The 25,103-nt window shown below is 52.6% G+C and carries 29 protein-coding genes; 5 read left to right on the forward strand and 24 right to left on the reverse strand.

Going from position 1 to position 25,103, the window contains the following annotated elements:
- Window positions 1-7: 7 nt before the first annotated feature.
- Window positions 8-1,075 carry a glycosyltransferase family 9 protein gene (locus tag AB8Q18_11100; protein XDZ50732.1) on the forward strand — a complete coding sequence of 356 codons (1,068 nt, stop codon included), beginning with the start codon at window positions 8-10 and terminating at the stop codon, window positions 1,073-1,075.
- On the forward strand, window positions 1,072-1,851 hold the full coding sequence (locus tag AB8Q18_11105) for a glycosyltransferase family 2 protein (GenBank protein XDZ50733.1): 780 nt from the start codon (window positions 1,072-1,074) through the stop codon (window positions 1,849-1,851). The genes AB8Q18_11100 and AB8Q18_11105 overlap by 4 nt, the downstream gene beginning before the upstream one ends.
- On the opposite strand, the gene AB8Q18_11110 is transcribed toward AB8Q18_11105, so the two are convergent.
- From AB8Q18_11110 to AB8Q18_11155, 10 genes are all read right to left on the reverse strand, one after another.
- A complete protein-coding gene (locus AB8Q18_11110; GenBank protein XDZ50734.1) occupies window positions 1,820-2,854 on the reverse strand; it encodes a glycosyltransferase family 9 protein in 1,035 nt (344 codons plus the stop codon). The two genes, AB8Q18_11105 and AB8Q18_11110, sit on opposite strands and share 32 nt — an antisense overlap.
- A 13-nt stretch (window positions 2,855-2,867) precedes the next feature.
- Window positions 2,868-3,248 (reverse strand): SirB2 family protein, encoded by a 381-nt coding sequence (locus AB8Q18_11115; GenBank protein XDZ50735.1) that lies wholly within the window; start codon window positions 3,246-3,248, stop codon window positions 2,868-2,870.
- 96 nt (window positions 3,249-3,344) lie between these two features.
- Window positions 3,345-3,833, reverse strand: coding sequence for a GNAT family N-acetyltransferase (locus AB8Q18_11120; protein ID XDZ50736.1), 489 nt, complete (start codon window positions 3,831-3,833; stop codon window positions 3,345-3,347).
- Window positions 3,834-4,370, reverse strand: coding sequence for a GNAT family N-acetyltransferase (locus tag AB8Q18_11125; protein ID XDZ50737.1), 537 nt, complete (start codon window positions 4,368-4,370; stop codon window positions 3,834-3,836). It lies immediately after the preceding gene.
- 81 nt (window positions 4,371-4,451) lie between these two features.
- Window positions 4,452-5,189, reverse strand: coding sequence for a 3-oxoacyl-ACP reductase FabG (fabG, locus tag AB8Q18_11130; protein ID XDZ52924.1), 738 nt, complete (start codon window positions 5,187-5,189; stop codon window positions 4,452-4,454).
- Between the two features lie 12 nt (window positions 5,190-5,201).
- Window positions 5,202-6,128: an ACP S-malonyltransferase gene (gene fabD, locus AB8Q18_11135; protein XDZ50738.1), complete on the reverse strand. Its 927-nt coding sequence runs from the start codon at window positions 6,126-6,128 to the stop codon at window positions 5,202-5,204.
- A gap of 99 nt (window positions 6,129-6,227) precedes the next feature.
- A complete protein-coding gene (locus AB8Q18_11140) occupies window positions 6,228-7,190 on the reverse strand; it encodes a beta-ketoacyl-ACP synthase III (GenBank protein ID XDZ50739.1) in 963 nt (320 codons plus the stop codon).
- A gap of 39 nt (window positions 7,191-7,229) precedes the next feature.
- Window positions 7,230-8,294, reverse strand: coding sequence for a phosphate acyltransferase PlsX (plsX, locus tag AB8Q18_11145; protein XDZ50740.1), 1,065 nt, complete (start codon window positions 8,292-8,294; stop codon window positions 7,230-7,232).
- A gap of 226 nt (window positions 8,295-8,520) precedes the next feature.
- Window positions 8,521-8,700: a 50S ribosomal protein L32 gene (rpmF, locus tag AB8Q18_11150; protein ID XDZ50741.1), complete on the reverse strand. Its 180-nt coding sequence runs from the start codon at window positions 8,698-8,700 to the stop codon at window positions 8,521-8,523.
- A 27-nt stretch (window positions 8,701-8,727) separates the two neighbouring features.
- On the reverse strand, window positions 8,728-9,231 hold the full coding sequence (locus tag AB8Q18_11155; GenBank protein XDZ50742.1) for a DUF177 domain-containing protein: 504 nt from the start codon (window positions 9,229-9,231) through the stop codon (window positions 8,728-8,730).
- Between the two features lie 57 nt (window positions 9,232-9,288).
- Between AB8Q18_11155 and AB8Q18_11160 the strand changes: the two genes are divergently transcribed.
- Both AB8Q18_11160 and AB8Q18_11165 read left to right on the forward strand, forming a co-directional pair.
- On the forward strand, window positions 9,289-9,876 hold the full coding sequence (locus AB8Q18_11160; GenBank protein XDZ50743.1) for a nucleoside triphosphate pyrophosphatase: 588 nt from the start codon (window positions 9,289-9,291) through the stop codon (window positions 9,874-9,876).
- On the forward strand, window positions 9,873-10,580 hold the full coding sequence (locus AB8Q18_11165) for an SAM-dependent methyltransferase (GenBank protein XDZ50744.1): 708 nt from the start codon (window positions 9,873-9,875) through the stop codon (window positions 10,578-10,580). Before AB8Q18_11160 ends, AB8Q18_11165 begins: the two co-directional genes overlap by 4 nt.
- A gap of 53 nt (window positions 10,581-10,633) precedes the next feature.
- On the opposite strand, the gene AB8Q18_11170 is transcribed toward AB8Q18_11165, so the two are convergent.
- Together AB8Q18_11170 and tsaE are read right to left on the reverse strand one after the other, a co-directional pair.
- Window positions 10,634-11,911, reverse strand: a complete 1,278-nt coding sequence (locus tag AB8Q18_11170; GenBank protein XDZ50745.1) for an N-acetylmuramoyl-L-alanine amidase — start codon at window positions 11,909-11,911, stop codon at window positions 10,634-10,636.
- Window positions 11,899-12,360 carry a tRNA (adenosine(37)-N6)-threonylcarbamoyltransferase complex ATPase subunit type 1 TsaE gene (gene tsaE / locus AB8Q18_11175; GenBank protein ID XDZ50746.1) on the reverse strand — a complete coding sequence of 154 codons (462 nt, stop codon included), beginning with the start codon at window positions 12,358-12,360 and terminating at the stop codon, window positions 11,899-11,901. The genes AB8Q18_11170 and tsaE overlap by 13 nt, the downstream gene beginning before the upstream one ends.
- Before the next feature lie 292 nt (window positions 12,361-12,652).
- Here tsaE and murI point away from each other — a divergent pair, with 292 nt between their 5' ends.
- Entirely contained in the window at window positions 12,653-13,465 is an 813-nt protein-coding gene (gene murI / locus AB8Q18_11180; GenBank protein XDZ50747.1) for a glutamate racemase, read from the forward strand.
- A 67-nt stretch (window positions 13,466-13,532) separates the two neighbouring features.
- Here murI and rnhB read toward each other — a convergent pair whose 3' ends face one another.
- From rnhB to frr, 12 genes are read right to left on the reverse strand one after another with little or no spacing between them, the layout of a single operon-like run.
- Window positions 13,533-14,093: a ribonuclease HII gene (gene rnhB / locus AB8Q18_11185; protein ID XDZ50748.1), complete on the reverse strand. Its 561-nt coding sequence runs from the start codon at window positions 14,091-14,093 to the stop codon at window positions 13,533-13,535.
- Complete coding sequence (lpxB, locus tag AB8Q18_11190) at window positions 14,090-15,256, reverse strand: lipid-A-disaccharide synthase (GenBank protein ID XDZ50749.1); 1,167 nt, start codon at window positions 15,254-15,256, stop codon at window positions 14,090-14,092. The genes rnhB and lpxB overlap by 4 nt, the downstream gene beginning before the upstream one ends.
- Window positions 15,256-16,032 (reverse strand): acyl-ACP--UDP-N-acetylglucosamine O-acyltransferase, encoded by a 777-nt coding sequence (lpxA, locus tag AB8Q18_11195; protein ID XDZ50750.1) that lies wholly within the window; start codon window positions 16,030-16,032, stop codon window positions 15,256-15,258. Before lpxA ends, lpxB begins: the two co-directional genes overlap by 1 nt.
- 2 nt (window positions 16,033-16,034) lie before the next feature.
- Window positions 16,035-16,490, reverse strand: a complete 456-nt coding sequence (gene fabZ, locus AB8Q18_11200; protein XDZ52925.1) for a 3-hydroxyacyl-ACP dehydratase FabZ — start codon at window positions 16,488-16,490, stop codon at window positions 16,035-16,037.
- Window positions 16,491-16,498: 8 nt separating this feature from the next.
- Window positions 16,499-17,545: a UDP-3-O-(3-hydroxymyristoyl)glucosamine N-acyltransferase gene (gene lpxD / locus AB8Q18_11205; protein XDZ50751.1), complete on the reverse strand. Its 1,047-nt coding sequence runs from the start codon at window positions 17,543-17,545 to the stop codon at window positions 16,499-16,501.
- Between the two features lie 15 nt (window positions 17,546-17,560).
- Window positions 17,561-18,058: an OmpH family outer membrane protein gene (locus tag AB8Q18_11210; protein XDZ50752.1), complete on the reverse strand. Its 498-nt coding sequence runs from the start codon at window positions 18,056-18,058 to the stop codon at window positions 17,561-17,563.
- Between the two features lie 13 nt (window positions 18,059-18,071).
- Window positions 18,072-20,387 carry an outer membrane protein assembly factor BamA gene (gene bamA / locus AB8Q18_11215; protein XDZ50753.1) on the reverse strand — a complete coding sequence of 772 codons (2,316 nt, stop codon included), beginning with the start codon at window positions 20,385-20,387 and terminating at the stop codon, window positions 18,072-18,074.
- An 8-nt stretch (window positions 20,388-20,395) separates the two neighbouring features.
- The gene (rseP, locus tag AB8Q18_11220; protein XDZ52926.1) at window positions 20,396-21,730 is read right to left on the reverse strand and encodes an RIP metalloprotease RseP; all 1,335 of its coding nucleotides are present in this window, start codon (window positions 21,728-21,730) and stop codon (window positions 20,396-20,398) included.
- Window positions 21,731-21,756: 26 nt separating this feature from the next.
- The gene (gene ispC, locus AB8Q18_11225) at window positions 21,757-22,932 is read right to left on the reverse strand and encodes a 1-deoxy-D-xylulose-5-phosphate reductoisomerase (protein ID XDZ50754.1); all 1,176 of its coding nucleotides are present in this window, start codon (window positions 22,930-22,932) and stop codon (window positions 21,757-21,759) included.
- Window positions 22,932-23,741, reverse strand: a complete 810-nt coding sequence (locus AB8Q18_11230) for a phosphatidate cytidylyltransferase (GenBank protein XDZ50755.1) — start codon at window positions 23,739-23,741, stop codon at window positions 22,932-22,934. Before AB8Q18_11230 ends, ispC begins: the two co-directional genes overlap by 1 nt.
- Before the next feature lies 1 nt (window position 23,742).
- Window positions 23,743-24,492, reverse strand: coding sequence for an isoprenyl transferase (locus AB8Q18_11235; GenBank protein ID XDZ50756.1), 750 nt, complete (start codon window positions 24,490-24,492; stop codon window positions 23,743-23,745).
- Window positions 24,493-24,503: 11 nt separating this feature from the next.
- A complete protein-coding gene (gene frr / locus AB8Q18_11240) occupies window positions 24,504-25,061 on the reverse strand; it encodes a ribosome recycling factor (protein ID XDZ50757.1) in 558 nt (185 codons plus the stop codon).
- Window positions 25,062-25,103: the final 42 nt, after the last annotated feature.

The raw sequence follows: 25,103 nt of genomic DNA on the forward strand, positions 1-25,103 counted from the left end.
CAAATCCATGAAAACACTTCGTCAGTCTTTTAAAAAATGCCGCCTTTTTTTGGGCCGCCTCTATTTAGATCGCCGTCTGGCGCCAGCGGTTTTGCCGCTGGCCAATCCACGGCCGCACATTGTTCTGGTTCGCTACGATGGTAAAATTGGTGACTACATTGTCAGCTCCTTCGTGTTTCGCGAACTCAAAAAGCAGTGGCCAAACGCCACCCTCACGGTTTTGGCGTCGCCCAAAAATCAAAGCCTCTTGGCGCAAAACCCCGCCATCGACCACGTTCACGTGGTCACTCAAAAAAATCGCCGCTCGCTGCGCCAACTTGGCCAGCGCTTGGCCCAGCAGCAGCCCATCGATGTTTTGATCGACCCAACCGAAGTCTTACGCAACCGTGATCTGGTGCTGATTCGTGCCTGCCAGGCCAAGATCAATGCTGGGTACGATAAGGCACACTTTGGGCTATTCAACCTCAGCGTACCCAAAAACACCGCCCACATGGCCGAGGTTTATCAGCAAATCCTCCAACGCTTGGGCTGCCCACACGTCGACATGCGCTATGAGCTACCCGACACCAGCGCAGCTGCGGCCAAGGTTGCGGCCTTTCTGGCCACCTTGCCCAGCGGCCCTATTCTCGCCGTCAACCTACACGGCGATGGCCGCCGCCGCCAGTTTACGCCGACTCAAGCCCAGGCTTTAATTAGCCGACTACGCCAGCTCTATCCTCAATACGTCGTGGTCGTCCTCAGCCAACCTAGCCAGAAGGCGGCCATTTCAGACCTTTGCACCCAACTGGCCGACCCGCAGGTGCGGTGCTTAGCCGATACCAACTGCATTGAGGACACCATTGAGATCATGCGCCACAGCGCTGGCATCATCAGCCCCGATACCGCCATCGTCCACATCGGCGCAGCCCTAGCCTGTCCCATGCTGGTTTTTTACAGCGACGACGAACTCAACTATGCTAAGTGGCACCCTAATACGGCGGCCGCATGCCAAGTCATTCGCTACCACGACCACATTGACCAGGCCGACCTCAGCCTGATCAACCCCAGTCTATTCACCCCAAAGGATCATCCATGACTCGCCCTACGCTGACCGTCGCCCTCATCGTCAAAAACGAAGCCGACAACCTAGCTCAATGCCTAGACTCCGTGACAGGCTGGGTCGATGAAATTGTGATTCTGGATTCTGGCAGCACCGACGCTACTGAAGCCATCGCCCGGCGCTACACCGACCACTTTTACCTGAATCAGCCGTGGCCCGGTTTCGGTAAACAGCGCCAAGTGGCCCAAACTTATGTCCACACCGATTTTGTGCTGTGGCTAGACGCCGATGAATGCGTCACGCCTGAGCTACGCGCCAGCATCGAAGCGGCATTGGAGCAAGACCAAGCCAGTACGGCCTATCGTCTCAATCGGCGCTCCCGCGTATTTGGCCGCGACATCACCCATTCTGGCTGGTATCCCGACTATGTACTGCGCCTTTACCGCCCGCAAGACGCCGGCTACAACGACAACCTCGTCCACGAAAGCGTGACGCCTAAAGACGGCATACGCATCGAGACCCTGACGGGCGATCTTTTGCACTACCCTTACGCGGATTTAAACCACTACCTCACCAAGTCTACCCAGTACGCCGTGGCCTGGTCGCAGCAGCGCCAAGCCCAAGGCAAAAAAAGCAGCCTCGGCAATGCAGTGCTGCATGCCCTCGGCTGCTTCTTCAAAATGTACGTCTTCAAAGCGGGTTTTTTGGACGGCAAACAAGGCCTACTGCTGGCGCTGTTGTCCAGCCATTCCACTTTGATTAAATATGCAGACCTGTGGATTAAAACCGAAACGTCGGCAACCAAACCTTAATCGCCTTAATCGCCGCTACCAGATCCACTTGACCCATGTCATTTTCGGTGGCGGCGCCTTCTGGCGGCGCAAACGCTAAATGGCGCCCAGCGCTGTTAATCGGTCGCCAGCGCAGCGGCGTAGACGAACGCTTGCTGGGAAAAAACCCAATGGTTGGAATGTCCAGCGCCGCAGCCAAATGCAAAGGCCCAGTAGAGCCAGCCATAAACAGGCTGGCGCAGGCAATGGCGCGCGCAAAATCAACCAAGCCTTCATTATCGGCATACACCACCGCCCGTGAACCATCCACCAGCAGCCCATGCAAGGCCTCCGCCTGAGCCGCTTCACCAGGCCCAGCCGTCAACACAATATCGATAGTTACATAGGTTTTCAGCAGCTCATTGATCAGCTGGGCGTATTGGGCGAGGCTTAAATTATTTGCCGAACCACCGCTGCCAGCGTGCACAAAACACCATTTCTTACGCGGATTCAACCTCAGTTTACGGGCCAAGCGCTCACGCTGCTGCGCCAACTCGTCCGCTGTAAAAGCCAAATAAGGCGCTTCAGGCGTCACTATGGGCACTTGATGTTCACGCAAAAAATGGCGGACCAAATCAAGATTATATTCGTATTCAGGCTGGGCCGACTGCGACCGTCGCTGCTTGAGCCGATGGTTATACAAGATCTGCACCCACTTCGTGGCTGGTGCCAAACGATAGGGAATGCGCGCCTGACGCACCAAGCGCGCATTATGATAGTTAGAAAACAAATTGATCGAAGCGTCAAACTGCTGGGCGTGGATGATCTGCACCAGCCGCTCTTTATCGTGCACGCTGGCGTCTTTGCCCACATCCACAATGATGTCGTCTAAAGCAGGACACAACTTGGCCAAGAGTGCCGTATAGCTGGGCACCAACGCCACAATTTTGGCCTCTGGCAACGATGCTTTGAGCATGGCAAAGCTGGGCCAAGCCAGCATAAAATCACCCAGCTTGTCGTTACGCACCACCAATATACGCTGCATAGTCATTCCTTACTTACCACAAAACAGGCTTGGTCAGCGCCAAATAAATCATCGCAAACACACAAGCATTGGCCACTAAATAAGCGCCAAAACGAATCGGAAACGCCCGACCGCCTTTAATGGCTACGGCGCCAAACAACACATACAACACCAAAAAACCCAGCTTAACGGTCAGCCATTGTGCCGCATCGGTAAACGGCATAAAGCCCGTCAGCGCGATCAGCGTAACCCCTAAGGCAAACAGCACCGTGTCAATCATGTGTGGCAAAATCCGCAGCGCCTTAGGCCGAGGCCCCTTGATCAGGACGCTAAACAGCCAAAACCGAATATTAAAAAAAATCACGCTCACGTACACCAACACCACATGGGTGAATTTTAAATTAACATAGTCCATATACCGTCACACCGTTCCTTAAAGCTGCCGAAACACTCATTGTACTGACTTTCAGCTTTTTCGCCCATACAAGCCTGCCCAAGCGCCTCGCCACCATCAGCGGCAGCGCGCCATCTGATAAACGTCTTCATACACGCCAGCGCGAAAAGCATAGCGGCGGCTAGTGCCCTCAATCTCAAAGCCCATTTTTTCATACAGGGCGATGGCGCCAACATTGTCGGTAAACACCGTTAACTCCAAACGCTGCAGATTCAGCCAGTCATCAGCCAAGTGGAGGGCTTCGGCCAATAGACGCGCGCCGATGCCTTGACGCGTAAACGCTGGATGCACCCCCAAGCCAATATTACCCACGTGGCGGCGGCGAAGCGCCTGTTCCACCGCCAGCTCAATCAAACCAACCACTTGGCCATCCAGCACCGCCACCAGCTTATGCGAGCCCGCCTTGGTCTGAAGACGCTCTTGCCACTGGGCTTGATCAGTATGGGGCAGGTGTAAGGTTTGGCTGTAGGCATCTGGTTGATTAAACAGATGTTGCAGCGCCACGGCATCATCAACGCTCACCGCCCGAATCAGCAGCTCAGCCATTTACCCTTCACTTTCTGGGCCGTCAGCCCGATTGCTCTGAGGATGAGGCCAGCGACAGCGCGCCATTTGATAAGCATCTTGATACGCGCCCTCTCGGAACGCATAGCCGAGCATCCGGCCTTCGATCACAAATCCGAGCTTTTGATACAGCCTCACCGCCACTTCGTTGTCCGTATAGACAATCAGCTCAATGCGCTGCACGTTTAGCCAATCATCACAAACGGCCATCGCCGCAATCATGAGCTGTCGGCCTATGCCGCGCCCAGAAAAATCAGGATGAACCGCTAAGCCAAGGGTGGCCGCGTGTCGACGGCGCATTTTGGGCTCTAAATAAATGGTCACCTGCCCGACAACCTGCCCATCTAGCTCTGCCACCAAATGATGCCAGCCGTCGACTGGCGTTATTTTTTGCTGCCAAAAAACTTCACTCGAATAAGGCATGAGCGAGGTTTGGCGATACACTTCAGGTAGGGAAAACAACGCCTGTAAGGCCGTCGCATCCTTGGGCTCTATCGCCCGAATCATCACAGTCGTCATCGCGTGCATCCTCATCACAAAATAAAAAAAGCGCACACAGGCTAAGGCCCGCATGCGCTGATCAATGCCACATGCAGCCGCTTACGGCATTAACATGCCACCATTGACGTGTAGGGTTTGACCGGTAATGTAGCTAGCCTGCTCACTGGCCAAGAACAACACGGCGTCAGCAATGTGCTGTGGCTCGCCTAAGGCACCCAACGCAATTTGCTGCGCCAAAGCCGCACGCTGCTCTTCTGGTAGGGCTTTAGTCATGTCGGTTTCGATAAAACCAGGCGCCACGCAGTTAACGGTAATGTTACGGCTGCCCACTTCACGCGCCATGGATTTGGTAAAGCCCATCATCCCAGCCTTGGCCGCGGCATAGTTGGTTTGGCCAGCATTGCCCATGGTGCCCACCACCGACGCGATGTTGATGATGCGGCCGCTACGGGCCTTCATCATGCCACGCAAGACAGCTTTAGACGCACGGTAAACAGACTTTAAGTTCACGTCCATGACCGCATCCCACTCTTCTTCCTTCATCCGCATCAGCAGATTGTCTTTGGTGATGCCGGCATTGTTCACCAAAACAGCCACAGGGCCAAACTCAGTGGCGATGGCGTCGATCAAGGCTTCAATCGCACCGTCTTCGCCAACGTTCAATACGCGCCCTGCACCACCCATAGGCGCCAAGCGTTCGTTGATTACGCCCGCCTGAGCTTCACTGGTGGCGGTGCCAATCACGATGGCGCCCGCTTGAGCCAATGTTTGCGCAATGGCTTCGCCAATGCCGCGAGAAGCGCCCGTTACTAAGGCAACCTTGCCCGTTAAGTCCATCATGGTCTGTCCTTATTGTGCGTCAATAAATTGAGTTAGATCTTCGGCTTTCACCAAAGCGCTGCATTTCACCTGATCGTTAATGCGCTTACACAGGCCGGCCAAAACTTTACCGGGGCCACACTCGGCCGCCACGGTCACGCCTTCTTCAGCCAATAGGTTGACGGTGTCCGTCCACAAAACTGGGGAGTACAATTGGCGCACCAAGGCAGCCTTAATGTCGTCTGGCGCGTCAAAACTCGCCACATCGGCATTGTGAATCACGCGAATCGCTGGCGTCTGAACAACCACGTCGGCCAAAGCTGCAGCCAGTTTTTCAGAAGCGCCTTTCAGCAGGCTGCTGTGGGCGGGTACTGACACAGGCAAAGGCAAGGCACGCTTGGCGCCTTTTTCTTTGGCCAAGGCCATGGCGCGATTAACCGCTTCGGTTTGGCCGGCAATCACCACTTGGCCGGTGGCGTTAAAGTTAACCGCCTCAACCACTTCGCCCTGAGCCGCTTCGGCACACACGGCTTTAACGTCTTCATCCGATAAGCCCAAAACCGCAGCCATGGCGCCTTCACCAACCGGCACGGCTTCTTGCATTAGCTGAGCGCGTAAACGCACCAGCTTCACCGCATCCGCAAAGTCTAGGCTACCGGCGGCCACTAAGGCCGTGTATTCACCTAAGCTGTGCCCGGCCATCACCGTAGGCACTTTACCGCCAGCGGCCAAATAGGCGCGATAAGTGGCCACACCGGCCACCAGCATCAATGGCTGAGTATTCACGGTTTCATTAATCACCGCGGCATCGTCGCCATTCATCATGGCCCACAGGTCTTCACCCAAAGCCGTAGAGGCTTCAGCAAAGGTTTGCTTGACGACATCAACGCCGTCAAAGCCTGCCATCATATTTAGGCTCTGAGAGCCCTGTCCTGGAAAAAAGAAGGCCAATGCCATAATCATCCTTTCGTGTGGTTTGCGCCACGGCGCAAACGCAACTGCTACAGATAAACATAGGCTGCTCGATGGTTCAAGCAGCCTATGATTGATGTGAGTTTAGTAACGCAGTAACACTGCGCCCCAAGCAAAACCACCGCCGATGCCCTCTAGCAATAGGTTCTGCCCACGCTGAATGCGGCCATCCTTGACGCCGCGATCGAGCGCCAACGGAATAGAGGCGGCAGAGGTATTGCCATGTTCGGCCACGGTCAAAATCACTTTGTCCATCGACAGACCTAGATGGCGTGCCGTGCTGTCAATGATGCGTAGATTAGCCTGATGCGGCACCACCCAATCGATCGAATCAGCGGTTAAACCAGCCATTTCCAACACCTCTTCACCCACTTTAGCCAAGGCCTTCACCGCAAACTTAAACACGGCAGGACCATCCATATGTAGGAAGGGATCGCCGACAACGGCGCCGTTGGCGACCACGCCTGGGGTTTGCAAAATATGGTTATAACGGCCATCGGCCGCCAGCTTAGCGTGCATGATGCCAGGCTCGTCGGCCGCTTCTAGCACCACGGCGCCAGCGCCATCGCCAAACAGCACGCAGGTACGGCGATCTTCCCAGTTTAAGAGGCGGCTAAAGGTTTCGGCACCGATGACTAAGGCCTTGGTGGCCATGCCGGTCCGAATGTAGTTATTGGCCGTCACCAAGGCATACATAAAGCCAGCGCACACAGCCTGTACGTCAAACGCGGCACAGCCATTGGTGATGCCGAGCTTTTCTTGCACCAAGCAAGCCGTACTGGGGAAGGTCATGTCGGGTGTGGCCGTGGCCACAATGATTAAATCAATGTCGTTGGCGTCGATGTTGGCGTGGGCCAAAGCGGCTTTGGCCGCATGCATGGCTAAGTCGCTGGTCTGTTCCCCTTCGGCGGCAATGTGGCGGGTTTTGATGCCGGTACGGCTCACAATCCACTCATCGGAAGTCTCTACTCGCTTGGCCAAATCCTCATTGGTCAAGCATTGGCTAGGCAGATAGCTGCCTGTCCCCATGATTTTCGCAAATTTCATTCTTTTTTATCTTTCTCACTATGGCGCAACAAGCGCACTTTAAGCATTTTCAGCCGTTTGGGCTGCTGCTTCGATTTGTGCTTGCTGCTCGGCCAAACGCGTCATTTGCTGAGTCATCCCGGCTTCAAGAGCACTGAGAATACCGGCTTTGGCTTCGACATAGGCCTCTTGCAAGGCAAATTCAAAGCCCACCTCATCGGTGCCCCCGTGGCTTTTCACCACCACGCCGCGCAGGCCCAAGAAAATGGCGCCATTGTAGCGACGGGCATCTGCACGGTTTTTAAAGGCATTCAACACTGGCAATGCCAACAAACCACACAGCTTAGTCAACGCATTACGCTTAAATTCAGCCTTAATAAACGTGGCGAACATTTTGGCAATGCCTTCACTGGCTTTTAAAGCCACGTTACCCACAAAGCCATCGGTGGCGATTACATCGACGTCACCGGTATAAATGTCGTCCCCTTCTACGTTACCCACGTAGTTCAGATCGGTTAGTTGAAACAATTGGTGCGCTTCTTTCACCACCGTAGTGCCTTTGATGTCTTCAGTACCAATATTCAACAAACCCACGGTTGGATTTTGATTCTCCGGATGCAAGGCGCGCACCAGCTCCGCCCCCATCATGCCAAACTGAACCAACTGCTCGGCGGTACATTCAATATTGGCACCCAAGTCCAACACGCACGTCAGCGTGCCTTTGGCATTGGGCATAAATTTTGCAATGGCCGGTCTGTCGACCCCACTTAAGGTTTTTAACACATAGCGCGCCGTCGCCATTAAGGCGCCGGTATTGCCCGCAGACACGGCAGCTTCTGCGCGCGCTTCTTTCACTTCGTTAATCGCCAAGCGCATAGACGACTGCTTCTTGTTTTTAAGCGCCAGCTGCGGCGACTCATCCATCTCAACCACTTCGCTGGCGTGCTTAACCTCAATTCGATCCAGCGGCGCACCAGCGGCCTTTAAGGCCTCGGTAACGCGGTCTTGATCACCCACCATAATCAGGCGGGCGTCGGTGTTTCTTTTTAAAAAAGAAACGGCGGCAGGTACGGTGACGCTTAAGCCAATGTCACCGCCCATGGCATCTACTGCAATGGTTATCATATATAATCTATTTGACGCGAAAAGGTGAAGCTTATCATGAGCGCTTTTCCCTATACAAGCACACAACGCAGCATCCATTGGCATAAAATCAGCAAACTTCGGAAAAATGCAGCGATTGCCCTGTATTCACCTAACAATAGATTATTTATTCTAAAATTTCAAGCGCATACAAAAAAGCCAGAACTGTCTCTTATCGAGGCATGATCTGGCTTAATGTCTTAAAAGCTTATTCGCCTTTAACTTTAACCACTTTACGACCGCGGTAAGTACCGTTTGGTGAAATGTGGTGACGCAAATGGATTTCACCTGTTGTAGGCTCAGTTGCCAATGCAGGTAAGGTCAATGCGTCGTGTGAACGGTGCATACCACGTTTTGAAGGTGATTTTTTGTTTTGTTGAACGGCCATGTTGATGCTCCTAATAAAGTAAAATAGTTACTGGCTTTTCCTAAGCCCCGCCAGTACCGCAAATGGATTGGGTTTATCACGATTGACCTTGGCCAACTGCTCATTGTCACAATCATCATGCATAGGCGAAAACGGTAATGCCATAATAATTTGATCTTCTACCAACGAATAAACGTTTAGTTCCGGCTCATACAAAATCCCATCCAAGTCAGGGTCTTGCAGCATGGCTTCATCCAATGAGGCTTCATCATCAAATAAAACGATGCGAGCGGATTCATCCAAAACAAAGGCCGTCGGTTGCATACACCGTTGGCAAGTCAAGCTGAAATGAGCTTGCACAGTTAAGTCTAGGTAAGCACGCTGCCACTTATCCACTCCGCCTTTAAGGCTGAACGAACAAACGCCGTCGTGATTAACTATGAATTCGTGTTTACTCACCCGTTCATCTAGTTGGGCTACAGGCACTTCTTCCTCAATAGATTGGGCAGATTGCGCAAAAGCCTTCGGGTCGATCAAATTAATGTTTAACATAAATCGGGCATGATATAATCTTTCCCCTCACATTGTCAATTTGCTTACGACTTTTTTATGAAGAATACCACACTTGTTTTAGGCTCCAGCTCCGTTTTTCGCCAAGCGCAGCTTAAAACCCTTGGCTTGGCGTTTATTTGCGCCAAGCCCAATTGTGACGAAACCCCTTTAGCCAATGAATCCGCCCACGACACTGCCTTACGCCTGGCCGTGGGCAAGGCGCGCTCTTTGGCCAGTGCACATCCCGACAGCCTCATCATCGGCGCCGACCAAGTAGCCTTTGTGGGCGCACAGCAGCTCGGCAAACCCATGAGTACTGATAAAGCCTTCGCCATGCTGCGCCACACCAGCGGCAAAGTTTTAACCTTTTATAGCGCTTTGTGCTTACTCAACACCCGCACCGGCGCCTTGCAACAACACGTTGACCAAACCGAAGTGCGGATGCGCACCCTCAGCGACGCCACCATTACGGCCTATCTTGCGCGCGAGCCAGACGCCATCTACTGCGCCGGCGGCGCCAAAAGCGAAGGCCTAGGCGCGGCGCTGATTCAGAGCATTCACAGCGAAGACCCAAACGCCTTAATCGGCCTCCCTATTTTTAAACTGATTGATTTTCTGGCCAATGAAGGAATCCACCCACTATGAGCCTAGGCACCCTATACCTAATCCCCACGCCCTTAGGCGATGAGCAACAAGCATGGCTCTTACCGCACGAACAAAGCCAGGTCACCCACATCACCCATTTCGTGGTTGAGGCCGAAAAAACCGCGCGCAAACACCTAAAAGCCATGGGTGTAACCACGCCCATTCGTGAACTGAGCATGAACACCCTGAACGAGCACAGCGACGAGAAAGCCCTACCCGAACTGATCAAACCACTCTTAGCCGGCCACGACGTTGGCCTGGTCAGTGAAGCAGGCTGCCCAGCCATCGCCGACCCTGGCGCCAATCTGGTCGCCCTCGCCCACAAAAAAGGCATCCCCGTTCGCCCGCTCATGGGCGCATCCAGCATTTTCTTGGCCTTAATGGCCTCGGGCGCCAACGGCCAAAGCTTCACCTTTAAAGGCTATTTACCCTCGGACAAAGCCGAGCGTCTAAAAGCCCTAAAGCAGCTAGAGCAAACCTCGCAAAAAAACAACGAAACCCAAATCTTTATTGAAACGCCGTATCGTAATCAGGCCGTTTTAGAAGACGCACTGGCTCAACTCGCCCCCTCAACACGTTTATGCATTGCCTGCGACTTGACCCTACCCAGCCAAACCATCATCAGCCAAACGGTGGCTAACTGGCCTAAAGACTTACCCAACCTACACAAGCGCCCCTGCATTTTCATCATTCATCATCAGTAGCCCAAACGCAAAAAGCTGCCCTAGGGCAGCTTTTTATCGTCTAGCCAAGTCATCTAGCGACGCGCGATCACGGCACCTTGCTTGATGTATTGGTTCACACCATTCACGATGGCCTGAGCCATCTTGGTTCGGAACGCCGCCGTTTTCAGCAAGCCCTCTTCGGTTGGATTAGAAATAAACGCCGTTTCCACCAAAATCGACGGAATGTCTGGCGCTTTCAAAACGGCAAAGCCAGCCTGCTCTACTTGGCCACGATGCAGCTTATTCACGCCTTCGAGCTGTTTCAACACCAAGCCGCCCAGCTTTAAGCTGTCGTTAATGGTGGCTGTCTGGGTCAAGTCCAGCAGCGTACGGTCCAAATAAGCATCACCGGTTTTCGCCTTCACCCCACCGATGAGGTCGGCGTCATTTTGAGTTTGCGCTAAAAAGCGTGCCTGACTACTGGTAGCGCCCTTTTCACTCAGGGCAAACACGCCCGTGCCGCGCGCGGAAGGATTGGTAAAAGCATCGGCGTGGATCGAAATGAAAATATCCGCCTTTTGCTTACGCGCCTTTGCCACCCGTACGCTCAATGGAATAAACACATCTTCGTTACGGGTCATATAGGTTTTCACATTACCTTGACGATCAAACAAACGCTTCACTTCACGCGCCACCTGCAAGACCACGTCTTTTTCACGCAGCTTAGAAGGCCCAATAGCCCCCGGATCCTCGCCACCGTGACCTGGATCCAGCATCACAATCAACGGACGATTCGCCGTCACCGGCTGCTTCGGTGCCACCGCCACCTCAACCTTAGGCGGTGCCTTAGGCACGCTCGGCGACGAGCCATCTTTGCTCATTTTGCCTTTGTTGTAATCTTCTAACAGTGCCAACAGCGGATCCGACTCTTCGGCGCTGTTTTTCGGGTATAAATCGACCACTAAGCGATGCTTAAACTCCGCAATCGGCTTCAAAGAGAACACCTGTGGATTGATTGGTTCTTTTAATTCGAACACCACCCGCACCACATCGGGACTAAACTGAGCGGCGCGAGCCACCTTGATGTAAGGGTCAAAAGCCAACACTTTGGTGCTGATGGTTTGCATCGGCTCATTCAACGCCACCCCCTCAATGTCCAACACCATTCGACGGGGGTTATCCAGTTCGAAATGCTTGTAGGTCACGGGTTCAGAGGATTCGATGGTGATGCGCGTATACGATGAAGCCGGCCAAATACGCACCGCAACCACGCTGGACTTAATGCCTTGAGCGTGACCTACGCGGCTCACGCTCAGCACCAAACCCCCAGCAACAGACCCTAAGAAATGACGGCGTGTCAGTTTAACCATGTGTTCAGACATTCTTTACCTAATAATGATTTAGCAATAATTGTACAGGTTCTTCCTTGATTTTGCACAGATAATGACACTACCCAGTCTGGGTCTGGCAAAAATCCAGCGCCTTGCGCCGGCCATTCAATCAAACACACGCTGCGTTCGTCGAATAAATCCACTAAGCCTGCGTCTAGCCATTCCTCTGGATCAGAAAAACGGTACAGGTCGAAATGATGAATCGTGATCGGGGCCAGCTCATAGCTTTCCACGATGGCGTAGGTCGGGCTTTTGACTGGGCCAGCATGCCCCAAGCCACGCAACAAACCACGCGTTAAGGTGGTCTTACCCGCACCCAAATCCCCTTCTAGGTAAATCACCATAGGGGTTTTCAACACCTGAGCCAACTCAGCGCCCAGCGCCATGGTCGCCGCCTCATCCGGCAAGCTCATTGTCTGTGTGTTCATCCTCTGCCCCTAGCTTAAATACAGCATTATGCCCAGCTTGAGCAAAAAATTAAAGCGCCGCCCCTAGCAACGGGGCTATGCGCACTCAAGCCATAGACCCACCCTGAGGCCTGAAGGTTCCAAAAAATCACGCCCTTAAGCCCCAGAAAGACCAAATCACGGTTTTTTAACTTAATTCAACCCGCCCTGGTCGACGCACACTAGGCACAGGATTAAAAAGTGCTAAAATGGGCGCTTATCACAACTTCTTGCCCTGCGGCAGCACGCCCGTAGGCTATGGACTCAGCACCACATGAACACTCACGATTCGCGCCCCATTGGCGTGTTTGACTCAGGCGTTGGCGGCCTGACCGTGGTTCGCGCCCTGATGGAGCGCCTACCGCACGAAAACATCGTCTACTTCGGCGACACCGCCCGCGTGCCGTACGGGGTTAAATCGCCCAACACGATTGAAACGTTCACCACCCAAATCGTCGATTTCCTACTGCAAAAAGACGTTAAAGCCTTGGTGATTGCCTGTAACACCATTGCCGCCGTTGCCGGCCACCGCGTACGCACCATGGCTGCTGGCATGCCGGTGATGGACGTCATCAGCGCAGGCGCCGAAGCGGCCTTAGCGGCCTCAAAATCCGGCAAGATCGGCGTCATCGCCACCAGCACCACCGTCAACAGCAATGCCTATGCGCGCGCCATCCACAGCCAACGTCACGACAGCCGCGTGGTGTCGCAAGCCTGCCCTTTGTTTGTCCCCCTGGTTGAAGAAGGCTGGCTCGACCACGAAGTCACCCAGCTAACCTGTAAGGAATACATGAAGCCATTGCTGTCAGAACACATTGATACATTGGTATTGGGCTGTACTCACTACCCCCTACTCAAGCCCCTATTGGAGCGCGAAGCGCCCGGCATCACCCTGGTTGACTCTGCCATCACCACCGCTGAAGCCACGGCTCAGGCTTTGGCTTCAGCAGATTTATTAAACCAAGACTACGCCACCGAACCCAAGCATCAGTTCTACGTATCAGACGTGCCGCTTAAGTTCCAAACCATAGGCGAACGCTTTTTAGGCCGCACCCTAGACCACATTCAGCGTCAAACGCTGGAGTAAACGGCCACAAAAAAACCGACCTTAACACACAGCAAGGTCGGTTGTGATCCATCCTCTACAAACGGCACTAGATCATGTGCTTAATCGGCGCAAAGCCTAGCCTATGCTCGGCAATAATGCCGTGGGTCTGCAAGGCCTCTAAATGCTGCTTGGTGCCGTAGCCTTTATGCTGAGCAAACCCATATTCAGGATGCACCGCATCTAAGGCATACATCTGCGCATCACGCGCCGTCTTGGCCAAAATCGAGGCAGCAGAAATCACCTGCTCTTTTAAGTCGCCCTTAACAATCGCCTGAGCCGGCATCAACAGCCCTGGCGGCACGCGATTGCCGTCGATCAACACCTGCCCCGGCACCACGTTTAAGCCTTCAACCGCACGGCGCATGGCCAACATCGTGGCATGCAGAATGTTTAAATCCAAAATCTCCGCCGTCGTGGCCTCGGCCACGGCATAGGCCACAGCTTGCTCTTTAATCAAAATCGCCAAGGCATCGCGCTGTTTTTCGGTTAACTTTTTAGAATCGGTTAACTTAGGCAGATCAAACTGGGCGGGTAAGATCACCGCCGCCGCAAACACGCTGCCCACCAACGGGCCTCGGCCCGCCTCATCCACACCGGCAATCATCATCGTCTGGCTTCCTTTATCACCACGTCTGCCGCCAATTTTGCCGTATCCAAACACAAGGTTTCATGTAAAGCGGTAAAGTCTGCCATCACGGCACGGCTAGCCGCCTTGTCCTCATACCAATCCAGCATGGCACGCGCCAGCTTTTCTGGCGTGGCATCGTCTTGCAATAATTCAGGCACCGCCGGCTTATTCAATAAAATATTGGGTAAGCCCACGTAGGCGCTCTTGATTTTGCCCTTCACCCAGGCATAGGTTAGGCCTGAGATACGGTAGCTGATCACCATTGGCCGCTTACACAAAGCCACTTCCAGCGTGGCCGTACCGCTGGTCACCAGCACCACATCGCTGGCCACGCAGGCCATTTGCGCATGGCCACTCATGATGGTCAAAGGCAAATCCAAAGAATCGGTGCGACTCAACACCTCTTTAAACCGCCGCGTTGAGGCCACTGTTGCCAAAGGCACTAAAAACCGCGCCTGCGGCAGCTTCTCGGCGATTAATTTAGCCGCGCCCAAAAACAGCGGCGCCATATAGTCGATTTCGCTGACGCGGCTGCCGGGCATCAGGGTAAATACGGGAATATCCTGCCGAATCGACATCTTTTGGCGCATGCTCACCTTATCGGGCATCAACGGCATGGTCTGAGCCAGTGGATGCCCAACAAAGGTTGCCTTGCCGCCTACCGCGGTATACAGCGGTGGCTCCATCGGAAACAGACACAAAACGTGATCCACCTGCCGCGCAATCTTCGGCACCCGCTCGCTACGCCAGGCCCACACCGATGGGCTGACGTAATGAATGGCGGGAATACCCTTTTGCTTAAACTTCGCCTCTAAGGCCAAATTAAAGTCGGGCGCATCCACGCCCACAAATACGTGTGGACGCTCCTGCATCAAGGTTTTGAACACGCCTTTACGAATACCCATGAGTTCGGGCAAACGCTTCAGCACTTCAACCAGACCGCGCACGGCCAGCTTTTCTTGCGGATACAGGCTTTTGAATCCTAAAGCTTCCATTTGTGGGCCACCAATGCCGACAAACTCTGCTTTAGGGTTTTGCGCTAAGATGGCGCTCATGAGGTGGGCGCCGAGCAAGTCGCCCGAAGCCTCCCCCACCACCATCCCCACCTTAAGGGTGGCTTCTTGACTGAACCAAGTGGTCATTAGCGAATAATGCCTCGTTCTTCGCTCGCAAAAAAATCAACGAACGGTTGCAATACAGCATGGGTTTGCGCTTCTTCAATAATCGCTGCCTTGGCCTCATTTAAGGTCAAGCCTTGGCGATACAGGGTTTTGTAAGCACGTTTTACTGTGGCAATGTCCTCAGCGCTGAACCCGCGGCGGCGCAAGCCTTCGCTATTGATGCCGGCTGGTTCAGCCCTAAAGCCTGCCCCCATAACGTACGGCGGCACGCTTTTGTGCACGCCTGCGGCAAATGCCGTCATGGCATGCGGCCCGATCACGCCGAATTGATGCACCAAGGTATAGCCGCCTAAGATCACCCAATCACCAATGGTGACGTGGCCGGCCAAAGAGGCGTTGTTGGCAAAAATCGTGTGGTTGCCGACGATGCAGTCATGCGCCAAATGCACATAAGCCATGATCCAGTTGTCGTCGCCAATTTTGGTCACGCCACCGCCTTGTACCGTACCTAGATTAAAGGTACAAAACTCACGGATGGTGTTGTTATTGCCGATTTCCAAACGAGTGGGTTCGTCGGCAAACTTTTTGTCTTGCGGGATGGCCCCTAAAGACGAGAACTGAAAAATATGGTTGTTTTCGCCAATCGTGGTGTGGCCTTCAATCACCACATGAGGGCCAATCGTGGTGCCGGCACCGATGACAACGTTGGGACCAATCACGGTGTATGGCCCGACAGTGACGTCATCAGCCAGCTGTGCCTTAGCATCCACCAAGGCAGTCGGATGGATGTTGCTCATGACTAAGCCTCGATTTCTTTTTTAGCGCACATGATTTCGGCTTCAGCCGCAACCTGACCGTCAACCTTGGCCACGGCTGTGTATTTAGCAATGCCGCGACGCGCTGAAATCTGCTCAATTTCAAACACTAATTGATCACCAGGCACCACTTGGCGCTTGAAGCGTGCTTTATCAATACCGGCAAAGAAATAGATTTCATTCTCAGCACGGCCACCCAAGCTTAAAATAGACAACAAGCCAGCAGCCTGAGCCATGGCTTCAACGATTAACACGCCAGGCATCACTGGGAAGTTAGGAAAATGACCTTGGAAAAACTCTTCATTGATGGTCACGTTCTTGTATGCACGCAAACTCGTATTGGCTTCAAAATCGGTGACCCGATCAACCAATAAAAATGGATAGCGATGAGGCAATAATTTCGCAATCTCACGCGAATCTAACGGTAATTGAATGTCCATACTCATGCTTATTCCTTTTCATTAACGGCACCAAGCTGTGCCAGCTGTTGTTCTAACTGTTTTATTTTTTTTGCCATGTCGTTTAAATGGCGTAAATGAACGGCGTTGCGCACCCAATCCTTATGGCGCGCCAAAGGATAAGAAGACGCATAGTGGCCAGGCTCGGTAATGGATTTACTCACCAAGGTCCCGCCCCCAATAAAGGTTTTATCAGCCACTTCGATGTGGCCCACAAACATGGCAGCCCCCCCTATCGTACAATAGGCCCCGATCTTGGTACTGCCGGCGATCCCCGTACAGCCTGCAATGGCACTGTGAGCACCAATCTGTACATTATGGGCCACCTGAACCAGGTTATCGATTTTGGCACCTTGATGCACCACGGTGTCGTCTAAAGCGCCGCGATCAATGGTGGCATTGGCCCCAACCTCAACGTCGTCGGCCAGAATCACCCGACCCGTTTGCGGTATTTTAAACCATTTTGTTTGATCCCACGCCATGCCGAAGCCGTCTGCACCGATTACAGCGCCTGAGTGCACTTCTACGCGGTCGCCCAAGACACACTCAGGATACAGCGTCACATTGGCATGTAGGCACACCTGAGCGCCCAGCACACAGTTCGCTTCGACCACCGTGCCCGGTAATATGCGGCAACCCTCGCCCAACACCACGTCAGGGCCAATGTACACCTGAGCGCCAATATCGCAGCTCGGCGGCACCACGGCGCCAGGCATAATGACTGCCGTTGGATGCACCACCCCTTGTGCGACCACCACAGGCGTAAACAAGCGCGCCACTTTGGCGAAATACAAATAGGGGTCTTTGGCCACAATGGCGCTGATGCCGGCAGGCACCACCTCGGCGCCCATTTTTTCAGACACGATCACCGCAGAGGCTTGTGAATCATTCAAACTATGGCGATATTTTGGATTGGCTAAAAAACTAATTTGCTCCGCTTGAGCACTGTCAAGCGGAGCAACTTTGGTCACTGACACATCTGGGCCGACGAGCTCGCCGCCCAGCTGCGTCACGATCTGTGACAGTAACAATGACATAGAAAGGCCTTATCGTTATTGTCGATCCAAGGTTTTGATCACCAAGTCGGTGATGTCATAACGTGGATCAACATAAACTGCTTCTTGTAAAATCAAATCGTAGCCCTGCTGCTTGGCAATGTTGCGGATGATGTTGTTGGCCTGCTCTTGAATGCTGGCAAACTCCTCATTGCGCCGCAGGGTATACTCACGCGACACCATGGCACTGGTCTCGTTGTAACTGGCAATTAAAGCTTTGTATTCATCTTCGGTTTTGATCCGCTCGGCAGCGCTCAACTGATTGCTGCCGAGTTTTTTCTCGATCTTTACCCCCTCAGCGCGCAACGCTTTAAGCGTGTTTTGCTGGGCAGCAAATTCCTTATCCAACCGATTCACAATACTCTGCGCGGCCTTTGCTTCTTGATAAACCCGCTCGGTACTGATGAATCCAAGCTTTTGAACGCCTTGGGCATAAACCCCCTGCATCAGGGTCAATGCCACACTCGCCGCCATCATTTTTTGCAAAATTCGCACAATTACTCCTTAATTAAAACGCTCTACCCAACTGGAATTGGAAACGTTGTAAGTCGTCGCCTTTTTTGTCTTTAAATGGGTAAGCATAACTAAACTTCATCGGGCCCAGTGGCGACAACCAAGTTAAGGCCACACCGGCAGAGTAACGCATTTCGCTGCTCAGGCTAGATTCGGTTTCATTCGCATATTTAGCTTTGGTATTCCACACGCTACCCGCATCGGCAAAGACGCTTAAGCGCACCGAACGCTGATCTTTAATGCCTGGCAAGGGGAACAGCAGTTCGGCGTTGGCCACCACTTTACGGTTACCACCGATGTAGTCATCATCATCACGAGGACCCAAGCTGCTGGTCTCGTAGCCACGAACCGAACCGATACCGCCCACGTAGAAGTTATGGAAGAACGGCAGCTCTTTGGTTTTACCGTAGCCATCGGCGTAGCCAACTTCACCGTTCAGCATCAAGGTTAAATCCTTAGTCAAGGGGAAGAACCATTGCTGTTGGTGGGTAGCGCTGTAGTATTGTACATCACTGCCCGGTAGGCTGAAATCTAAGTCGGCGCGCATCATGTAGCCACGGGTTGGCCATAGGGCGCTGTCGGTCTTGTTACGGCCCCAACCGATCGAACCGGTATAGGTCAAGACATCGGCCTTCTTGCCATTACCATATTCTTTCACAAAATCTTTATAGCGATCCGGGCTGTCTTCATAAGTGTTAATGGTTTGGTTTTGTACGCCCAAGCCAAAGTTCACTCGGTCATACTCAGTCACCGGCACGCCCAAACGGGTGCCCACGCCATAGGTTTCAGTTTTATAGCGGCTGGAGTCTAGGCGATCAGGGTTGTAGACGCGATAGAACGCATCGTAGCCTAAGCTTACGCCATCCGGCGTAAAGTAAGGGTCGGTAAACGACAGCACGGCACGTTTATTGGCTTTAGAGTTTGACAGCGACAGGCTCGCGGCCTTACCAGAACCAAACAGGTTATCCTGAGAAATACCGCCACCAAACACAATGCCTTCATCCTGCACGTAACCCGCGCTGACGTCAATAGAACCGGTTGAGCGCTCATTCACGCCTACGTTCACGTCCACCATGTCTGGCGTATTAGGAATGCCGACTGGGTCCATGGTCACGCCATCGAAGTAGCCCAATAATTCAATACGTTCTTTAGAGCGTTGAATCTTAGAGGTGTCAAATACCGAACCTTCCATTTGACGTAACTCGCGGCGCACCACCTCATCACGGGTTTTATTGTTGCCCGAAATATTGATGCGGTTCACGTACACTTTACGGCCGGTTTCAATCGACAATTCAAAATCCACCACGCCGGTGTCTTTGTTTGGCTTAGGCAACACGTACACGTTGGCCATGGCGTAACCATCTTTGCCTAAACGGTCTTGTATCTTCTCAATATCACCCTTCACCACCGATTGGTCAAAGTGCTTGCCTTTTTTGGCGCTGATTAATTTTTCCAGCTCAGCCATCGGTACTTCTTTGGTGTCGCCACTCAAGGTGAAATCACCAAACGTGTAGCGCTGACCTTCGGTCATATTGATGGTTAAATAGATTTGCGACTTGTCTGCGCTTAGCTCTACCTGGGTCGAATCTACGCTAAAGTCCAAAAAGCCGCTGTTTTTGTAAAAATCAGTCAGCCCTTCAATATCGCTGGACATTTTTTGCTTGGCGTATTGGTCAGTCTTACTGAACCAGGTAAACCAGCCGCCGGTGGTCGCGCTGATTTGCTTATGCAGCTTACGGTCTGAGTAAAACTCATTGCCGACAAAGTTGATTTCTTTAATCTTACTGGTTTCACCTTCGGTAACCACCAGATTAATCGCCACGCGATTACGGTCTAGCTTAGTCACCGTTGGTACGACGGTGGCGGCGTATTTACCGCGATTGACGTATTCTTGTTGCAAGGCCACGATGGCCTGATTCATCACCGACTGGTCAAACGGATGCGCCTGATTCAGGCCTGCGCCGCCCAATGTTTTTTTGATGATGTCGTTGCTGATGGATTTACCACCCTCAACTGAAATGGTGCTGATGATCGGCCGTTCAATCACCGACAGCGTCAATAGGCCATCGCGCGACTCAACCCGCACATCGTCAAAAAAACCCGTGGCGTAAAGCGCTTTAATGATTTCCTGGCCCTTAGGGTCGGTAAATGAATCCCCTACCTGTACGGGCAAATAGGTAAACACCGTTTCAGGTTCAGTTCTTTGTAAACCCTCAATCCGAATATCTTTAATTGTAAAAGCGTCTGCAGCCAATGCCATAGATGACAACGACAGGCTCATGATTGTTGCGGTAAGAAATTTTAATTTCATGAAGAATCTTATCCAAAAAAACGGCTAAAATCGTTAAAAAAAGCGACCATCATCAACATGAGCATGGCAAACACGCCAATACGCATACTAAAGGCCTGAGCTTTTTCGCTTAATGGTTTCCCTCGTAGCCATTCGATGGTGTGGAACACAAAATGGCCCCCATCCAGCACAGGAATTGGCAACAAGTTTAACACACCTAAACTCACACTAATGAGCGCTAAAAATTCTAAATAGGGTTGCACCCCTAAGGCAGCGGATTTACCCGCCACATCGGCAATCATCACCGGGCCACCAATGTGCTTCAAAGAAGCTTGGCCGGTAATGAGCTTGCCAAAAAACTGGACCGTCAACACCACATAGTCCCACACCTGGTCAGCCGCCATTTTAATGCTCTGACCAAAGCCCGGCGTCCACGAATGGCTGATCTCTTGCTGCCACGCCTCATCACCTGAAGGCGCCACCCCTGCTTTACCAACTAGGGTGCCATTCACGTCTTCGGCATCAGGGCGCATATGCGTGGTTGCAGCCACGCCATCTCGTTCGTAGCCAATGGTGAGTTGTTTACCCGGGCTATTTTGAATAATGGTAACCCAATCAAACCAATTCGCCACTTCTTTTTCATTGACGCTGAGCAGCTTATCGCCTTTGATGAGGCCGGCGGCGTCGGCTGCGCTGTTTGGCGCTACCATGCCTAAGACCGTGGTCACGCGGTAAGGCATGAGGCCCACGCCTTTTTGAATGGCCTGATCCACCGCCGCGCTGTCGCCGGCGACTTTAATCACACGCGTTTGCGGCTGGCCTTGGGCATCGGTCACGGCAACCGCTAGGTCACCGCCATCTAAACCCAACATGATTTTCTTTTGCGCGTCTTGCCAATCGACGACCGCAGCACCATTGATGCTTTGAATGTGGTCGCCCGACTGAAACTGAGCCTTAGCCGCCAACGATGCTGGCTGTACCGTGCCCACCATTGGCTTGATGTCGGTCACGCCCATCATATTGCTGATGCTGAAAAACAACACCGCCAAAATTAAATTGGCAATGGGACCGGCCAAGACAATAGCCATTTTTTTCAGCGGATGCTGCTGATCAAACGCAAAAGGGCGATCAGCTTCGGCCACATTACCTTCACGAGTATCCAGCATGCGCACATAGCCACCTAAAGGAATAGGCGCTAGAGCCCATTCGGTATGGCCTTTTTTACGCATGAAAAAGGGCTTACCAAAACCCACGCTGAAGCGCGTGACGCGCACGCCACACCAACGGGCCACTAAATAGTGACCTAGCTCATGCAAGCTAACCAACACCACAATGGCCACTAAAAAGGCCAACAGCGTGGTCAAACTACTGCTCAATCCTGCCAACATGCTTATCCTTTAATCCAGCTCAGCGCCCGTTCACGAGTGGCGCTGTCTTTTGCCAATAAGTCATTGATGTCTTCACTGCCGCTTAAGTTCATTTTTTCGAGGCAATCCCCCACCAAGCGACCAATGTCCGTAAACTTAATCTGGCCAGCTAAAAACGCCGCCACGGCAACTTCATTGGCCGCATTGAGCACACAAGGTGCATCGCCGCCCGCTTTTAAAGCATCAAATGCCAATGCCAGACAATCAAACTTAACCAAATCAGGCTCAAAAAAAGTCAGTCCAGACAGCTGGCCAAAATCTAAACGCTTCACCCCAGACGTCATGCGTTCGGGATGAGCCAAGCAGTTGGCAATCGGTGTACGCATATCCGGCGTACCCATTTGAGCCAAAACTGAACCATCAATGTAGCGCACCATACTGTGTATCACACTTTGGGGGTGAACCACCACCTCAATTTGATCCACGCTGGCGCCAAATAGCCAATGCGCTTCAATCACTTCGAGGCCTTTATTCATCATGCTGGCCGAATCAACCGAGATCTTCTGTCCCATAGACCAATTGGGATGAGCCACCGCTTGAGCAGGCGTAATCTGGGCAAACTCAGCCGCATCCTTATGCAAAAACGGGCCGCCCGAGGCCGTCAGAATAATCGATTCTATGCCATGGGCCTTAAGATTACCTGAATATGACTCAGGCAACACTTGAAAAATCGCATTGTGTTCACTGTCCACCGGTAAAATGGTGGCGCTGCCTTTTTTGGCCGCGCGCATAAACAAGGCGCCCGCCACAACCAAGGTTTCTTTATTGGCCAATAAAATACGCTTGCCCATTTTGGCCGCACACAGCGTGGGCAACAGGCCCGCGGCGCCGACAATAGCGGCCATGACGGTGTCGACTTCGGCAGCCGTCGACACTTCAGCCAAGGCCTGTTCGCCGTACAATACTTCGGTTTCCGAACCGGCGCTGCGCAATTTTTGCTGTAGCTCGGCCGCAGCTGCCTCGGTACCGACAACGGCATACTTAGGCGCAAAAGCCAAACACTGGCCTAAGAGTTTATCAATTTGGGTAAAACAGGTTAACGCATAGACAGCAAATCGTTCTGGGTGATCGGCCAAAATGGCCAGCGTACTACAACCAATGCTGCCGGTTGCGCCCAGAATCGTGATGGTTTGTTTCATTAATTCGTCCAATAAACAGCAAAGGCCAGCAGTGCTGCATAAATACTCAATACCGCAATCAAAGAGTCAACGCGGTCAAAAACGCCGCCGTGGCCAGGCAACAGCTGGCTGCTGTCCTTCATCCCTGCCGCGCGCTTAAACCAACTTTCTAACAGATCGCCCACAATGCTGACGGCAGTCAACAACACGGCTGCGACAATCAAGGCCCAGGTCGGCAACACAAAGCCAAACCAGCCTAAGCGATCGACGATCAATACGTAGGCCACCACGCACACCACGCCGCCCACGGCGCCTTCCCAGCTTTTACCTGGGCTAATCGATGGTGCCAGCTTACGCTTACCGAACAGACGCCCAAAGATGTAGGCCCCCACATCGGCCACCCATACCATGGCCATTACGGCTAATAATGCTTTAGCATCGTTTTCCGAGGGCCGTAGCGCCACCAGAGCCAGCCAAAACGGCACCATCAATACCCACCCCAAGAGCAGGCTCAAAAAGCCGGGCTTAGGCGTCCATTTAAAGCGCAGCCACAATGGGGCTAAGATCACCCAGAACAACAGCACCAAGCCATGCTCTACCAGGTTTAAACGGTAGTGCTGATAGGCTGCCGCCACGCCCAACACCAAGGTAATGCTCAGATAGGTCGCCTGCATCGCCAGCGGCATCTTGGCCATGCGTGAGAATTCCCACAAGGCCACCATGGCGATCAGGCCTGCAAACGCCATCCAGCCAATAGGCGACGCAAAAAACAACATCCCCAACATCAGGGGCAACAAAACCAAGGCGGTGAGTATTCTGGGAATCAACATATTATGGACGCTGTTTCTCTATCGGTAATTGTTCAGAAGTCCGACCAAAACGACGCTCGCGCGCCTGGTAGGAATGAATCGCCAAATCCATGGCCTTTTTATTAAACTCTGGCCATAGGGTCTCGGTAAAATACAGTTCAGCATACGCCATTTGCCACAGTAAGAAATTACTCATGCGCACTTCGCCGCCGGTACGGATAAACAAATCCGGGTCAGGCATGTCGCTCAAGCATAGCTTTTGGGCAATCGCCTCTTCCGTCAACTCCGTGACGCCTTCGGCAATCAACTGATTGGCCGCCTGCACCATGTCCCAACGCCCACCGTAATCGGCCGCGATGGTTAAGGTTAAGCCCGTGTTATTAGCGGTTAAGGCTTCGGCGGCTTCAATCGCCGCCAGAATATCGGCGTTTAAACGATCTTTGGCGCCGATCACCCGCAGCCTTAAGCCATTTTCATGCATGGCGGCGACTTCTTTGCCTAAGGCCTGCACAAACAGCCCCATCAAAAACGACACTTCGTCTTGCGGACGACGCCAGTTTTCGGTGGAAAATGCAAACACGGTTAAATGACCAATACCCAACTCTTCACAGTATTGAACCAAATTACGCAGCACGCTCAGGCCACGTTTGTGCCCCATCACGCGCGGTAAAAAACGTTTTTTAGCCCAACGGCCGTTGCCATCCATGATGATGGCAACGTGCTTGGGCAGATTGTTGTGATCAATCACAACTTCAGCATGCTCGGAAAACAAGGGACTATCCTTTAAACAGCTAACAAATCTTCTTCTTTAGCTGCCAGCATGGCATCTACTTCAGCAATGTGCTTGTCGGTTAACTTTTGAATGTCGTCTTCACCACGACGGGCATCATCTTCAGAAATCTCTTTATCTTTCAAAAGAGTTTTAAAGTCATTGTTGGCATCGCGACGGATATTGCGGATCGCCACGCGGCCTTCTTCAGCCTCGGCGCGCACGACTTTAATCAAGTCTTTACGACGCTCTTCTGTCAACATAGGCATCGGCACACGAATCAAGTCGCCCATCGCCGCTGGGTTTAAGCCTAAGTTAGAGTCGCGAATGGCCTTTTCAACCGCAGCCGTCATGGTACGCTCAAACGGTTTCACGCCAATGGTGCGCGCATCGATTAAGTTCATGCTGGCAATTTGGCTAATGGGCGTAGGGTTACCGTAGTAGTCCACGTTCACCTGATCCAAAATACCGGTATGGGCACGGCCCGTACGTACTTTGGCTAGATTTTGACGCAAGGCCTCTAGCGATTTACCCATTTTATCGGTGGCAGTGTTTTTAATTTCAGAAATCATAATCAACCTTTTTATCTTACTTAACGACGGCACCCAAGCCTG

The organism is Neisseriaceae bacterium CLB008 (assembly GCA_041228285.1).
Lineage (GTDB): Bacteria > Pseudomonadota > Gammaproteobacteria > Burkholderiales > Neisseriaceae > JAGNPU01.